Raw genomic sequence first — 13904 nt, 5'->3', positions numbered from 1 at the left:
GGCCGCCGTAGGCCGGTTCAGCGGCCTCCGGAGACCCGGAGCACCGTCCCCGTCGTGTACGAGGCGTCCGGGGACAGCAGCCAGGCGACCGCCGCGGCGATCTCCCCGGGCGCGCCGGGCCGCCCCAGCGGGATGGAGGCGGCCGCCCTGGCGGGCCGGTCGGGGTCGCCCATCGCCGCGTGCATGTCCGTCTCGATGATCCCGGGGGCGACCGCGTTGACCCGGATGCCGGACGGGCCGAGTTCCTTGGCCAGCCCCACCGTCAGGGCGTCCGTCGCGGCCTTGGTGGCCGCGTAGTGCACGTAGTCGCCGGGACTGCCCAGGGTGGCCGCCGCCGAGGACAGGTTGACGATCGCACCGCCGCCCGTGGCCGTCATGTCCCGGGCCGCCCGCCGGCAGCACAGCAGGTACCCGAGGAGGTTCACCTCCACCACCCGCCGCAGGTCTTCCGTCCGGGCCCCGGCCAGCGGGCCCAGCGGCCCGGTCACTCCGGCGTTGTTGACCAGCCCGGTCACCGGCCCGACTCCCTCTGCGGCCCGGTCGAAGAGCCGTTCCACGTCCGCCTCCACGGAGGTGTCCGCCCGGACCGTCAGGCACCGCGCGCCGGCCGCCCGTACGGCTTCCGCGGTGGCCTCCGCCGCCGCGCGGTCCCGGACGTACCCGAGGACCAGGTCGTGCCCGTCGGCGGCCAGGCGTACGCAGGTGGCCGCGCCGATGCCGCGGCTGCCGCCGGTGACCAGGGTGACGGGACGTCGCATCGGCTGCTGCTCCTCGGGTGTTGGGGCGGGCTCGGGGACCCACGTACGATTCATAGCAGAGCGGAAAACCCTTCGACCAGCGGAAATCGGCCGGTGAGAGTGGGTGCATGTCGACCCTGAGAGTCACCGCCGAAGTCCTGACCGTCCACGAGCACCCCAATGCCGACGCCCTCGAACTGGCCCAGGTCGGCCTCTACCGCGCCGTCGTCGCCAAGGGCCGCCACCGCACCGGGGACATCGCCCTCTACATCCCCGAACAGGCCGTCCTGCCCGACGGACTGATCGAGGAGCTCGGGCTCACCGGCCGGCTCGCCGGCAGCGCGGCCAACCGGGTCAAGGCGGTCCGGCTGCGCGGCGAACTCTCCCAGGGACTGGTCTGCCTGCCGCGCGTCCTCGACGGCACCGACCTGAAGGCCGCCGCGGAGGACGGCACCGACTTCGCGGACCTGCTCGGCATCACCAAATGGGTGCCCCCGGTCCCCACCACCATGAACGGCGAGGTGGAGTCCGCCCCCGACCTGCTGCCCTGGGTCGACATCGAGAACCTCCAGCGCTACCCGCACGTCTTCGAGCCGGGCGAGCCGGTGAACCTCACCGAGAAGCTCCACGGCACGGCCTGCCTGCTGACCCTCTCCGCCGCGGACGGACGGGTGCAGGTCTCCTCCAAGGGCTTCGGGGCGAAGGGCCTGGCCCTGAAGGAGGACGACCGCAACCTCTACTGGCGGGCGGTCCGCGCGCACGGCGTCCCCGAGGCCGCCGCCCGGCTGGCCGCGCGCCTCGGTGCCACCCGGGTGGGGATCTTCGGAGAGGTGTTCGGAGCGGGCGTCCAGGACCTGGTGTACGGCTCCGACGCCCGCACCACGGGGCCCGGTTACGCCGTCTTCGACGTCTCCGCCGAGATCGGCGGCCGGGTCCGCTGGCTGGACCAGGCCGAGCTCGCCGACCTGCTCGACGGTGAACTGCCGCTGGTGCCCCGGCTGTACGAGGGACCGTACGACCCCGCCGTCGTGCTGGACCTCGCGACCGGACGGGAGACGGTCTCCGGCCGCGGACTGCACCTCCGCGAGGGCGTGGTGGTCCGGTCGGCCACCGAGCGGTACAGCCCGGTGACCGGCGGACGGGCCATCGCGAAGGCGGTCAGCCCGGCCTACCTCACCCGCAAGGGCGGCACCGAGTACGAGTGAGGGGACCTCCGCGCCCTGCGACCCGTCCGCCCGTCCGGTCGCCTACTCGTCGTTGGCGGGCAGGGTGTCCATGAAGGAACTGACCGAGAACACGGCCCGGCCCGCACCGGCCGGGCCGTACCCGGGCGGGGAGCTCAGCCCGAACTCGGCCATCGTCGCCTGGTAGGCCTCCAGCAGCCGGATGTGGTACTCCAGCGGAGCGCCCTCCGGATTGGCCTTGCCCAGCGGGGTGGTGGGCTCCGGGCACCAGGTGGTGAACCGCGGGGTGATCCCGTGCGACATGAAGTAGCGCAGGCCCTCGGTGGTCGATGCGATCGCCTCGTTCACCGACCGGAACCCGTGCGGCTCGGCCATCTCCACGCCCGCCACGAAGTTGGGGATCACGTTGCGCGGGCCGAACACCTCCGCGGACTCCAGGATCCGCCGGTGCCACTCGGCGCGGCCGATGTACTCCTCCTTGCCCGGGCAGTACAGCTCGAACAGCCGCTTGTCCCAGATCTCGAAGTTGGGGTGGTAGATCCGGATGCCGTAGTCGTAGAACCGCTGCACGTCCTCGCGGGGCAGCGCCTGCGCGACCACCTTGCCGGTCCAGCGGCCGGGGAAGCGCTCCTCGATGGCCTTCGCGTACTGGCCGTAGAAGTCCGCCTCGTCCTTGCCGCCGACCTGCGAGGTGATGGCCCCGCCGGTGAGGGTGTAGGCCTTGGATGCCTTCGCGGTGTCGTACTTGTCGATGATCTCCAGGGCTTCGAGGATCTCGTCGAGCTGCTTGACCCCGGTGTAAGGGCGGCCGGCCGCCTTGTGCTGGCGCCAGTTGTGGTTGATGTCGCAGTACTGGCACTCGCTCTTCGCGCCGAAGTACTGGCAGACCCGGAACACCGTCAGGTAGATCAGGTAGCCCCACTGGATGGTGGGCGCCACCTCCATCACGGACTTCCCGTTGCTGAGCTTGTGCCGGTAGTACTCGGGCATCGGGGGCACCCCGACGTCCGCGATCCGGGCGCCGTCCAGCCACAGCCCGAGCACGCCGTCCTCGCCCGCCGCGACCCGGTACGGGGAGGCGGGGTTGACCCGCACCGAGACCACGGTCCGGCGCAGGTCGTACGGGCCGCCGGTGAGCACGATCTCCTCCGGCGGGCGGCGCAGGGCGGCCGCGCCGAGCTCGGGCAGGGTGCGGTGGTCGAAGGAGAAGATGAAGTACGACTTCGGCTTGACCTCGCCCGACTCGTTGTCGCTGAGCGCGGATTCGTCGAAGGCGATGCCGCCGCGCAGCAGGTCCTCCTTGATCACGGCCTCGCGCGGGACCAGCGGGAAGCGCGCCATCAGCGACTCGATCGTGTCGGTACGACGCGGTGCTGCGGGGGTGTGCGGGGTTGCCGCGATGTCTCCGGTCACCCTCCAGGAATATCAGCCCGGGTTTGCCCGGCTTGCGGCGGGTCCGTGAACGGGGTCAGGCGTCCCAGGGCAGCCGTACGGCCTCGATCTCGGGATCCTCGACGAGCGCGGTGACCAGGGCGCGCGGACCGGCGACCTTGGTGCCCCACAGGTCCCAGTCGGTGTAGGTGACCCAGGACCGGTCGGCGGGCCAGAGGTTGGACGGGGTGCCGGCCATGCCGGGGAAGTCGTACAGGGCGTGCGCGTCGCCGAGCCGGCCGGTCACCACCCGGTGCGCCCGGATGTCCTCCCACTGATTGGTCAGGAACGGGCAGAAGTAGGCGAAGCAGCGGGTGCCCGCGCCGTCCGGGCCGTGTGCGACGAGCAGCTCCACCAGGCGGTCCCAGGTGGGCCGGTCCAGCCCGCCCTCGGTGGGCGGCCGGATGCCGGCCGGCCAGCTGCCGTCCTCGAGGGCGGCGTCGGGCGCGCTGCGGTGCGAGGGCGGCATGCCGTCCGCGACCACGGGAGCGCCGGTACGGGCGGCCAGCTCGGACCAGCGCAGCCGCCGCCAGCCGGGCCCGGGCCGCTCGGACCGGCCGAGCCGGGCACCGGTGGCGACGCCGTGCGGGAGCCGGCTGAAGTCCACGCCGCCGACGCCGAGCGGGATCTCGATGTCGCCGGCCGCTATGTCGGCACGCAGCAGCTCGTCGTGGGAGACCACGCCGGGGCCGATCTCGCTCTCGTACATGGCGTGCAGCACCCAGGCGGCGTCGGGGCGGCCGGGTACGGGGAAGCCGGGGATTCCGTCGTCTTCGCCGAGTCCGCCCAGCCAGTCCGCTTCCGCGGAGGCTGCGGGGGACCAGGGCTCACCATGACCGGGCATATGCCCATCCTGCCACCCGCGCCCGGGCGCCCCCGCCGGGCCCGCACCGGTCCGGGGCCGGTGCGACCCCACACGGCGGCCGGCGGCGTACCGCCCGCGCTCAGGACGGCGTGCCGTAGCGCTCGGCGATCGCGGCGGCGCGTCGGTGCAGGGAGTCCCGCAACCACTGCGGGGCCAGGGCCTCCACGTCGGTCCCGAGCTGCCACAGCGCCCATTCCGCGTGCCGCGCGTCCTGGAAGGTGGCCTCCAGCCGCAGCCGGCCCTCCGCGTCCGCTTCCTCGGCGAGCACGGCCAGCGCGGTGCCCGCCAACTCCTCCCGCCGCGCCGGGTCGATCCGTACCAGCACGGTGACCTGTTCGCCGCCGGCCCGGAACCGGGCGCTGCGGTCCTGCCAGGCCCGGTCCAGATCGACGCGGTCCGGCCGCCGGGCCGGTTCGGGCAGTTCCTCGGCGGCCAGGATCCGGGACAGCCGGTAGGTGCGGTCCTCGCCGGACCGCGTGGCCAGCAGATAGCCCTGGTCGCGGACGGTGACCAGGCCGATCGGGTCCACCGTCCGCCACTGCGGGGCCCGGTCCACGGCCGCGTAGTGGATCCGCAGCCGGTGCCCGGCGAACACCGCGCGCCGTACCGCGGCCGCGATCGCGTCGGGCACCTCCTCGGCGGCCCGCCGGCGCGCGAGGAGGTCGGTCTCCGGGTCGATGAGCAGCCGCCGGGCCGCGCCGGCCGCGGTGGCCCGGTAGCTCTCGGGCAGCGCGTCGACCACCTTGCGCATGGCCGAGGCGAGCGCCGGGCCGAGGCCGAACACCTGGGCGCCGCGCCGTGATCCGGCGATCACCAGGGCGAGTGCCTCGTCGTGGTTCAGCCCGGTGAGCTCGGTCCGGAAGCCGGGCAGCAACGAGAAGCCGCCGTGCCGGCCGCGTTCGGCGTAGACCGGCACACCGGCCGCGGACAGGGCCTCGATGTCGCGCAGCACGGTGCGGGTGGACACCTCCAGCTCACGGGCCAGGGCGGCCCCGGACATCCGGCCGTGCTGCCGCAGCAGCAGTACCAGCGAAACCAACCGATCGGCGCGCACCTGCGAACGCTAGCGGAATACACGACACAGGGTGTCGTGATTGGTTGCGAGGCTTCATCACGACGCGAGCGCACCGCAGGGGCGGGCGCCGCGTGGACACGGGCGCATCGCCGGGGCGAGCGCTCCGCACACGAGAGGTGACTCCCATGGCACACGACATCGTCAACCCGGACGGCCTGCACGACCCCGTTCCGTTCGGCTACAGCCACACCGTCGCCGTGCCCGCGGGCACGGACCTGGTGCTGATCGCGGGTCAGTACGGATCGGGCCCGGACGGCGCGGTCGTCTCGGCCGACTTCGGCGAGCAGGTGGAGCAGACGTTCCGCAACATCGGCGTCGCCCTCGCCGCGCACGGGCTCGACCTCGGCCACGTCGTCCGGCTCAGGACGTACGTGGTGGACCACGACATGAGCAAGCTCGGGCCGATCGCCGCGGCCGTACAGGAGGGTTGGGGCGCGAAGCCGCCCGTGCAGACCCTCATCGGTGTGGCGGCCCTGGCCGCGCCCGACGTGCTGTTCGAGGTCGAGGCCGTCGCGGCCCGGCCCTGACGTGCCGCCCGGCGGCCACCCCTACCGCAGCGAGGGGAGGTCGCCGCCGGCGACCCGGCTGACGTCCACACCACGCAGGTCCCCGGACCAGGCCGCGGCGAGGGCGGTGAGGGCGGACTCCGTCGGCGGGGTGCGGCCCAGGCCGATCGCGAAGCGGGAGGAGACCGGCCCGGTCCGGTACGGGCGGGGCCAGGCGTGCGCGTCCGGCACGCCCGCTTCCTCCAGGGCGGTCAGCAGGGCGCGGGTGCGCCCCCGTACCCGGCCCAGCAGTTCGTCGTGCTCGGCCGGGCCGGCCGCCCGTACGGTCACCACGGCCCAGGCGGCGTGCCGGCGGTGGAGCGGCGGCGGCGCCGACAGCTCGCCGGGGCTGCCGTTCTCCAGCGCCTCCCACGCCTGGTAGAGCTCCTGCACCAGCAGGTCCCGGAAGCCGGGTCCGACTTGGGCGGTGCAGCTGCGCACCGGGGGCGTGGGGGTGAGCACCGTCACCGGGGCGTCGGGATACGGCGTCCCGGGTCCGGGAGCTCCGGTTCGCGGCGTGCCGGTGAGGACGACCGGGCGGCGCCAGTCCCAGGCCGCCCAGCGGGCGAAGAACTCCCGCAGCAGGGCCTCGCCCTCGCCGTGTGTGGCCGGATCCGTCTCCAGGACCGTACGGGCCGCCAGGACCGACCAGGCCAGTCCCGGCAGCCCGCCGTGCGGGGCCGAGTCCAGGCCGCGTACCCGAGCCCAGCCCTTGACCCGGCGGGCCAGCCGCTCGAAGGCGGGTGCCCGGCCGGCCACCGCCGCGCGGACGGCGTCCGCGTCGGAGAGCGCGCTGAGCGCGACCGCCGCGGCCTCGCCCAGCCCGGCCCGGTCCGCCAGGGCCCGGGCCGGGTCCACGGCACCGGTGCCGACCAGGACCAGGTCCACGGCCAGCCCGCCCACGGCGAAACGCAGCCCCGGCACCCGGGCGCCGCGTACCTGCCGCAGCCGGTCCGCCTCGGGCAGCGCGGCGGCGATCCGGGCTCCGGCCGAGCCGCTGTCCGCGGCGCCCGGCAGCGCCGCCACGAGGTCCAGGTCCGCGCCGGGCAGCGAGCACCCCATCCGCCTCGACCCGGCCACCTCCACGGCCCCGTCGCCCAGCGCCGCCGCGACCCGTGCCGTGACGGTGTCCACGAGCAGGGCCTCGGCTTCCCCGGGGCCGTCCACCGGGTCCGTGACGTCCCCGATGTGCGCGCCGTCCGTGCCGTCCGTGATGTGCGCGCCGTCCCCGGTGTGTGCCCCGTCCGTGGCATCCACGACTTCCGTGGCGTCCACGTACTCCGCGGCGTCCGTGGCGGCCACGGCGTCCGTGGCCGCCTCCGGTGTCCAGCGGACCTCGCCCGTGCCCAGGGCCACTCTGGCGCGGACGCGCATCGGCTCGGTCCCGCGCCGGGACAGCAGGACCAGTTCGCCGGCCCGGGCCGGCGGCAGCCCGGCGAGCCGTTCCGCGCAGTCGGCGGCGGCCCGCTGCCAGTCCGGCGTACGGCCCAGTGACAGGTGCGGGGTGAAGCCGGGCGCCCGGCCGCGGCAGCGGGGGAAGCGGGCCGCCAGGGCCGCCCGCAGCTCCTGCCAGGGCGCCTCGCCGGCGCCGGTGGGGTCCAGCCAGACCGTGGCGTCCTCGCGGTGACCGAAGGTGTGCACCCCCGCCCATCGCACCGGGAAGCCGTCCGCCGCCGCGGCCACCGCCGAGACCAGCGGCACCGCCCGGTCGAACTCCGATTCCGGTACGAAGCCGAAGAGCAGGCTGACGTGCGGCGGCCAGCGGTCGACCTGGGGGTCGTACGCCCGCCGCAGTTCCTGGACGGCGGGCCACACGCCGGCCGGCGGCAGCCAGGCCAGGGCCGTGCGCGCCGTCCCCGGAACGTCCAGGACCTCCGTGCCTCCCGTCCCCTCCGTTCCGGCGGCCGGCACCGGTCCCGTCGCGTCGAGCGACAGGTCGGCCCGGACCCCGTAGTGGTCCGAGACGAACAGGCCGTCCCGGTCCGGTACGTCGCCCAGCAGCCCGGCGCCCGCCACCCGCGCGGTGCCCCGCAGCAGGATCCGGTCCAGCCGTGCGGCCCGTCCGGTCAGCGAGGACACCGCGGCGAGCGGGTTCACCGCCGGGTCGAAGGTGGGCGTGCGGTCGGCCGGACCGTGCGTCTCCGTCCAGGCGTCCCGCATCCCGAGCCGCCCCGCCGGACCCTCGGGGCCCTCCCGGCCGTCGTTGAAGTCGCCGACGAGGACGAGTTCGGTGCCGACCGCGCCCAGCCCCTCGGCCAGCCGGGCCAGTTCGGCGGCCCGCCGGCCCGCCCCGTCCTCGGAGTGGTCGCTGCTGAGGTGGGCCGCGGCCACCACCACGGGCCCGCCGCCGGTCTCCACCGCGATCGCGGCGACGGCCTTGTGCGGGCCCAGCCGGTGCCCGCCGGCCTCCTTCACCGGGAGCCTGCTGAGCAGCAGCACGCCGCTGTCGGCCACGTCCGCGCCGGCCGGATGGGTGCCGAGGGTGTAGCCGGCCCGGACCCAGTCCGCGGCCAACAGCATGTCCAGCAGGTCCGGTTCCACCTCCTGCAGGGCGATGACGTCGGCGTCGGCGGCCGCCAGGGCGGCCAGCAGCCGGGGCCGGCGCGCGGCGGTGTCGATCCGGTCGGCGTCGTACCGGTCCCACAGGGTGTTCCAGGTCAGCACCCGCAGCGAGCGGGCGCCGGAGGCGGAGGCGGAGGCCGCGGGGGAGGAGGCGCTCGGTGCGGGCGCCGGGGCCCACTGCCCGGCCGCCGGGTCGAAGGCGTACGGGGTCCGCGCGGTGAAGAACGGCGCGGGCAGCCGCAGCGGCTCCCGGACCCGTCCGGCGTCCGACCGGCCCACCACGTCCAGGCCGCTGGCCCGGTCCCACACCAGCTGCCCGTCCGCCTCCACGAACAGCACCCGGTGCCAGGGGATCTCGCCGCCCGGCACGAACGAGGGCAGCGGCACCCGCTTGGGCTCCGCGCCGCGCTGGTGCAGGCCCAGCACGAACCGCGCCGGATCGAAGCGCGGATCCCAGCGCACCTGGTGGTAGATCTCCTCGCTGGTTCGCATCAGTTCCTCACGCCCCGATCGTGCCGTGTGCCGTCCGTCTCCGCCGACCGGGCCGGACCCGGGCCCGCCGGGTCGGCCAGTCCGCCGGCCCGGTCCGCGACCCGGCCGTCCGGGCCGGCGTACCAGGTGCGGTGCGCCCGGCCCGGGTACGGCGGGCTGAACCGGCGCAGCTGCCCCGCCAGCACCTCCGGCGGGACCGGGTGCGGCCGGATGCCGTTGCGCCGCACCAGTTCGTCCTCGTCCACCACCATCACGACCTGGGTGACCAGGGCGTCCCGGCGCCGCGCCACCCCGAGCACCAGGCCGCGCTGGCGTTCGTTGAGCGAGGTGGCGTCCCACACCACCGTGCCCCCGCGGGCCAGGGCGCCGTCCAGCCGGTCCAGGCCGGCCCGCAGCACCTCCGCGTTGGCCCGCTGGTCTGCGCGGTCTCCGCGGGCCGAGCGCAGGTCGTCCAGGGACACGTACGCATCGATGCCCGGCAGGCCGCGCGCCACCGTGCTCTTGCCGCTGCCCGAGGGGCCCACCAGCTGCACCAGCCTGGGGAAGGCCCCGTCCCGCCGGCGCCAGGTGGCCGCGACCGCCTCCCCCGCGGTCCGGATCCCGCCGCGGGCGTACGCCTCCCGGGCCTCGGCCCAGCACCGGTCGGCCGCGTCGGGGTCCCGTTGCGCCAGCTCCGCCAGGGCCTCGCGCAGCCCGGCCCGCAGGGGTTCCAGCGGCGGCCCGTCCAGCAGCCCCTCGTCCTCCGCGTACAGGGCCGACCAGTCGAGCCGCTCCCGCGCGGCGGCCGTCTCCGGGTCACCGTCCGCAGCCGCGGCCAGTACGGCGCCGGACACCGCGTGCAGGACGCCGAGGTCGGCGGCGGCGGACAGCCGGAGCAGCCCGCCCCGGCGCTCCTCGTCGGCGAACGGCCGCTGCAGGAGCGGGTACAGCCCGACCAGGTCGGCCACCCGCCGTGCCAGGGGCAGCCCGAGCGGCCCGGCCAGCGAGGCCGCGAGGGTGCCGCGGGGGCGGTCGTGCAGTACGGCCGCCAGTACGCCGGCCAGCCGGTCGTCCCCGGTCCGCCCCAGCAGATCGAGCCGCCCGGCGGCATCACGTACGACGGCATCCCGTACGACGGCTCCCCGTCCGGCGGCGTCCATGGCCGCGACACCGGGGGAGCCGGCGGCACCCGCGGCACCCACGGCTGCGGCCGCACCGGCGGAGCGGGCGGCACCGGCGGCACCGGAGGAGCAGGCGGTAGCGGCGGTCCCGGCGGAACGGGCCCCCGGTCCCCGCCGCCCCACCGCCGCGAGCAGCGCCTCCGGATCGGGCTCGGCCCCGGACCGTACCGCCCACAGTGCCGCGGCCGGCCCCAGCCCGTTCTCGACCACGGCGGCGTGCATCCAGTGCGTGTCGGTCCGCACGTGCCCGGTCCGCACCCACTTGGCCACCCGCCGCCCGAACTCCGCCTGCCCGAAGCCCTCGACGGTCCGGACGACGTACCCCTCCTGCCGGGCCGTGTCCAACCGGAGCCTGCGCAGGGCCCGTTCGTCGAACACACCGCGCCACAGCACCCGCGGCACCGGCACCCCCAGCGCCCGCAGGAACCGCACGGTGGCGTCCCAGCCGAGGCAGCGGCCGGTGCCGTCCCACACCGAGAACCCGTAGAACCAGCTGTCGAGGTCCTCGTAGGGGAGCGAGTGCCGGGCGTACATGTTCTCCCCGCACACCCGCCAGCCGTCCGGGATGCGGTCGCCGATCCGGCCCTGAAGGCCCTTCACCCAGGCCCGCGACGGATGGTGCCCGGAGTCGAGCGACCGGGCGTGCAGCCCGTCCGCGTAGAGCGTGGTGTTCTCCCCGTCGAGCTTCTCGGTGACCACGACCTCGCGCCCGGCGAACCCGGCCAGGTCCCCGGCCCGCACGTCGTCGGACGTGGCCCCCGGCGACCAGGGCAGGTGCGGCGTGCGGGGATAGTGCGTACGCATGATGACCTGCTGACCTGTCCGTGGAGCGGATCCGCGGGACCGGATCCATGGGGTGAAGACGTGCCCGGTCACTCTAGGTACGGCGGGAAGGCGGATCCACCCAATAAGGGCGTCCCCGCGGCGCCGCCGACTACAGTCCCGTCAGGAACGGACGCCGTGCGGGCCGGAGGGGGAGCCATGGCCAAGGTCAGCATCAGCCTGGACGCCGAGCTGGTGGTGGAGGTGATGGTGCTCGCGGGCGTGGGTTCGCCCCAGGACGCGGTGGAGGCGGTCGTCCGCGACTACATCGAGCGCGCCCACCGCACCGAGGCCCGCATCGACGTGCAGGACGACCGGCGCCGGCACACCGACCCCCCGTCGATGAGCCCCGAGCAGGGCTGACACCGGGTTCATCCGGGCGCCGGGCAGGTGATGCGGCCGCGTGACGGCAGGCATTCGAGCGGATGAAGCTGCTGGGCATCCTCGTCGTGGCGATCGTCGGGGTGGTGACCCAACTGGTCGCCGACAGTTGTTCGGCCCCGGAACCCGTCCGGCCGACGCAGGTCCACTTCACCCGGCTCTTCGCAGAGGACGGAGGGCTGGTCCCGCCGTTCAAGGTCACGGCACGCGTCAGCGGGGCCACCTGTCAGGCCGGGTCCCAGGTGGTCGCCGACGCCTGGGGCGAACTCGACACCTCGCACCCCCTCAATACGGTGGCGCTCACCGCAGCCGGCAGCAGTGAGGTCCGCCAGGCCAAGGTGACGGACGTGTGGCCATGAGGCCGACGGCAGCTCGTGGGGCGTGAGGGGCTCTGGTCCGAGGGGCGCGTGCTTACTCTTGGCGGGTGAAGAAGAGCATCACGGAACTCGCCGACGGTCGTGAGCTGATCTACTACGACGCCGACGGGAGCGGCGCCGTGCGCGACGTGCCCGATCCGCGCCCGCTCACCCCGGTCGAGAGCCGGTCCGAGCTCCGCCGGGACGAGGCGACCGGCGACTGGATCACCATCGCCGCCCACCGGCAGACCCGCACCCACCTCCCGCCCGCCGACGTGTGCCCGCTCTGCCCCGCCCGGGACGGCCACACCGGCGAGATCCCGGCCACCGACTACGAGGTCGCGGTGTTCGAGAACCGCTTCCCCTCCCTCGCGGGCGATACGGGCCGCTGTGAGGTCGTCTGCTTCACGCCCGAGCACGACGCCGGATTCGCCGACCTCACCCCGGCCCGGGCCCGGCTCGTCCTGGACGCCTGGACCGACCGCACCGCCGAACTGTCCGCCCTCCCCGGCGTCGAGCAGGTGTACTGCTTCGAGAACCGCGGCGCCGAGATCGGGGTCACCCTCCCGCACCCGCACGGCCAGATCTACGCCCTCCCCTTCACCACCCCGCGCACCGCCAAGATGACCGCCGCCGCGGCCGCGCACCGCACCGCCACCGGCCGCAACCTCTTCGAGGACCTGCTGGCCCGGGCCCGCGCCGCCGCCGAACGCCTGGTCCTGGCAGGCGAGCACTGGACGGCCTTCGTGCCCCACGCCGCCCGCTGGCCCTACGAGGTGCACCTGTACCCGCACCGCCGGGTGCCCGACCTGACCCGGCTCACCGAGGCCGAACGGGACGAGTTCCCCGCCCTCTACCTCGACCTGCTGGGCCGCTTCGACCGGCTCTTCGGCCTCCCCGAACCCACCCCGTACGTCTCCGCCTGGCACCAGGCGCCGTCCCGCGGCGGCGAGGAACTCGCCCTGCACCTGGAGCTGTTCACGGTGCGGCGGGCCCCCGGCAAGCTCAAGTACCCGGCGGGCACCGAATCCGGCATGGAGGCGTTCATGAACGACGTGGCCCCCGAGGACGCCGCCCGGCGGCTGCGGGAGGTCCGGTGAACAGCCGGACCCACACCGTGGAAGCGGCGTTCCGGCAGCTCTACGGCACGGCACCGGAAGGCGTCTGGTCGGCCCCCGGCCGGGTCAACCTGATCGGCGAACACACCGACTACAACGACGGCTTCTGCCTGCCGATGGCCCTGCCCCGGACCACCCTGGTCGCCGCCCGCCGCCGCACCGACGGCCTGCTGCGGCTGCACAGCGCCCAGGGCGACGGCCGGATCGCCGAGCTCCCCCTCTCCGGCCTCGCCCCCGGCGCCGCCACCGGCTGGACCCGCTACCCGGCCGGGGTGGTCTGGGCGCTGGCCGAGGCCGGTCACGACGTGGGCGGCGGCGCCGACCTGCACATCGACTCCACCGTCCCGAGCGGCGCCGGACTGTCCTCCTCCGCCGCCCTGGAGTGCGCCGTCGCGGTCGCGTACGACGACCTGTACGGGCTGGGCCTGCCCCGCCCCGAACTGGCCCGGACCGCCCAGCGGGCCGAGCACGCCTTCGCCGGGGTGCCGTGCGGGATCATGGACCAGATGGCCTCCCTCTGCAGCGCCGAGGCCACCGCCCTGCACCTGGACTGCCGCACCCTCGAACACCGGCTGGTCCCCTTCGGCCTCGCCGCGGACGGCCTGCGCCTCCTGGTCGTCGACACCAGGGTCAAGCACGACCTCGGCGACGGCGCGTACGCCGCCCTGCGCGCCGGGTGCGAACGCGCGGCCGCCCTCCTCGGCCTGCCCGCCCTCCGCGACCTGGCCGCGGCCGACCTGGACGCGGCACTGGCCGGCCTGCCCGCCGCACTCGTCCCGCTGGTCCGCCACGTGGTCACCGAGAACGAACGCGTCACCCGGACCGTCGCCCACCTGGAGGCGGAGGACACCGAGGGCCTGGGCCCGCTGCTCACCGCCGGCCACGCCTCGCTCCGCGACGACTACCGGATCTCCTGCGCGGAGACCGACCTCGTGGTGGACACCGCGCTGGCCGCCGGGGCACTCGGCGCCCGCATGACCGGCGGCGGCTTCGGCGGCTCCGTGATCGTCCTCGTCCACGACCGCCTGGCCCGCACGGTCACCGACGCCGTCACCACCGCCTTCCACCGGGCAGGCCACCGCACCCCGTCGGTCCTCGAAGCGATCCCCTCCCGGGGAGCGGGTCGGCTGGGCTGACGAAGGGGGAGGGGAGTGCCGGGCCCGGCCGGGTTCACCC

At 75.3% G+C, this 13904-nt stretch carries 12 protein-coding genes; 6 read left to right on the top strand and 6 right to left on the bottom strand.

Annotated features, from left to right (window positions below):
• Positions 1-17: 17 nt before the first annotated feature.
• Positions 18-758 carry an SDR family oxidoreductase gene (locus AB0O36_RS06940; RefSeq protein ID WP_365105154.1) on the bottom strand — a complete coding sequence of 247 codons (741 nt, stop codon included), beginning with the start codon at positions 756-758 and terminating at the stop codon, positions 18-20.
• Positions 759-865: 107 nt separating this feature from the next.
• On the opposite strand from AB0O36_RS06940, the gene AB0O36_RS06935 reads away from it, so the two are divergent.
• Positions 866-1942: an RNA ligase (ATP) gene (locus tag AB0O36_RS06935; RefSeq protein ID WP_365105151.1), complete on the top strand. Its 1077-nt coding sequence runs from the start codon at positions 866-868 to the stop codon at positions 1940-1942.
• Positions 1943-1984: 42 nt separating this feature from the next.
• Here AB0O36_RS06935 and AB0O36_RS06930 read toward each other — a convergent pair whose 3' ends face one another.
• The 3 genes from AB0O36_RS06930 to AB0O36_RS06920 all read right to left on the bottom strand — a co-directional run bounded on the left by AB0O36_RS06930 (position 1985) and on the right by AB0O36_RS06920 (position 5271).
• Positions 1985-3262, bottom strand: coding sequence for a radical SAM protein (locus AB0O36_RS06930; RefSeq protein WP_365105443.1), 1278 nt, complete (start codon positions 3260-3262; stop codon positions 1985-1987).
• Between the two features lie 127 nt (positions 3263-3389).
• Entirely contained in the window at positions 3390-4196 is an 807-nt protein-coding gene (locus AB0O36_RS06925; protein WP_365105149.1) for a hypothetical protein, read from the bottom strand.
• Between the two features lie 100 nt (positions 4197-4296).
• Positions 4297-5271, bottom strand: coding sequence for a WYL domain-containing protein (locus tag AB0O36_RS06920; RefSeq protein ID WP_365105146.1), 975 nt, complete (start codon positions 5269-5271; stop codon positions 4297-4299).
• A gap of 146 nt (positions 5272-5417) precedes the next feature.
• Between AB0O36_RS06920 and AB0O36_RS06915 the strand changes: the two genes are divergently transcribed.
• On the top strand, positions 5418-5819 hold the full coding sequence (locus AB0O36_RS06915; RefSeq protein WP_365105143.1) for a Rid family hydrolase: 402 nt from the start codon (positions 5418-5420) through the stop codon (positions 5817-5819).
• Positions 5820-5840: 21 nt separating this feature from the next.
• Here the strand turns inward: AB0O36_RS06915 and AB0O36_RS06910 are convergent, their stop codons facing one another.
• Together AB0O36_RS06910 and AB0O36_RS06905 are read right to left on the bottom strand one after the other, a co-directional pair.
• Positions 5841-8891, bottom strand: a complete 3051-nt coding sequence (locus AB0O36_RS06910; protein ID WP_365105140.1) for a poly(A) polymerase — start codon at positions 8889-8891, stop codon at positions 5841-5843.
• Entirely contained in the window at positions 8891-10855 is a 1965-nt protein-coding gene (locus AB0O36_RS06905; RefSeq protein WP_365105138.1) for an RNA ligase family protein, read from the bottom strand. Before AB0O36_RS06905 ends, AB0O36_RS06910 begins: the two co-directional genes overlap by 1 nt.
• A gap of 177 nt (positions 10856-11032) precedes the next feature.
• On the opposite strand from AB0O36_RS06905, the gene AB0O36_RS06900 reads away from it, so the two are divergent.
• The 4 genes from AB0O36_RS06900 to galK all read left to right on the top strand — a co-directional run bounded on the left by AB0O36_RS06900 (position 11033) and on the right by galK (position 13864).
• Positions 11033-11236 carry a DUF2191 domain-containing protein gene (locus AB0O36_RS06900; RefSeq protein WP_365105136.1) on the top strand — a complete coding sequence of 68 codons (204 nt, stop codon included), beginning with the start codon at positions 11033-11035 and terminating at the stop codon, positions 11234-11236.
• Positions 11237-11298: 62 nt separating this feature from the next.
• Positions 11299-11613, top strand: a complete 315-nt coding sequence (locus tag AB0O36_RS06895) for a hypothetical protein (protein WP_365105133.1) — start codon at positions 11299-11301, stop codon at positions 11611-11613.
• A gap of 65 nt (positions 11614-11678) precedes the next feature.
• Positions 11679-12710 carry a galactose-1-phosphate uridylyltransferase gene (gene galT, locus AB0O36_RS06890; RefSeq protein ID WP_365105130.1) on the top strand — a complete coding sequence of 344 codons (1032 nt, stop codon included), beginning with the start codon at positions 11679-11681 and terminating at the stop codon, positions 12708-12710.
• Positions 12707-13864, top strand: coding sequence for a galactokinase (gene galK / locus AB0O36_RS06885; protein ID WP_365105127.1), 1158 nt, complete (start codon positions 12707-12709; stop codon positions 13862-13864). The genes galT and galK overlap by 4 nt, the downstream gene beginning before the upstream one ends.
• Positions 13865-13904 lie beyond the last annotated feature (40 nt).

It is taken from the genome of Streptomyces sp. NPDC089799, assembly GCF_040684755.1.
Lineage (GTDB): Bacteria > Actinomycetota > Actinomycetes > Streptomycetales > Streptomycetaceae > Streptomyces.
The sequence above is the reverse complement of the archived record's forward strand: the minus strand, read 5'-3'. Positions and strand labels throughout refer to the sequence as shown.

Excerpts from the sequence above, each read along its gene's own strand:
- AB0O36_RS06940 (WP_365105154.1), bottom strand. The coding sequence starts at position 758 with ATGCGACGTCCCGTCACCCTGGTCACCGGCGGCAGCCGCGGCATCGGC.
- AB0O36_RS06935 (WP_365105151.1), top strand. The coding sequence starts at position 866 with ATGTCGACCCTGAGAGTCACCGCCGAAGTCCTGACCGTCCACGAGCAC.
- AB0O36_RS06930 (WP_365105443.1), bottom strand. The coding sequence starts at position 3,262 with ATGGCGCGCTTCCCGCTGGTCCCGCGCGAGGCCGTGATCAAGGAGGAC.
- AB0O36_RS06925 (WP_365105149.1), bottom strand. The coding sequence starts at position 4,196 with ATGCCCGGTCATGGTGAGCCCTGGTCCCCCGCAGCCTCCGCGGAAGCG.
- AB0O36_RS06915 (WP_365105143.1), top strand. The coding sequence starts at position 5,418 with ATGGCACACGACATCGTCAACCCGGACGGCCTGCACGACCCCGTTCCG.
- AB0O36_RS06910 (WP_365105140.1), bottom strand. The coding sequence starts at position 8,891 with ATGCGAACCAGCGAGGAGATCTACCACCAGGTGCGCTGGGATCCGCGC.
- AB0O36_RS06905 (WP_365105138.1), bottom strand. The coding sequence starts at position 10,855 with ATGCGTACGCACTATCCCCGCACGCCGCACCTGCCCTGGTCGCCGGGG.
- AB0O36_RS06900 (WP_365105136.1), top strand. The coding sequence starts at position 11,033 with ATGGCCAAGGTCAGCATCAGCCTGGACGCCGAGCTGGTGGTGGAGGTG.
- AB0O36_RS06895 (WP_365105133.1), top strand. The coding sequence starts at position 11,299 with ATGAAGCTGCTGGGCATCCTCGTCGTGGCGATCGTCGGGGTGGTGACC.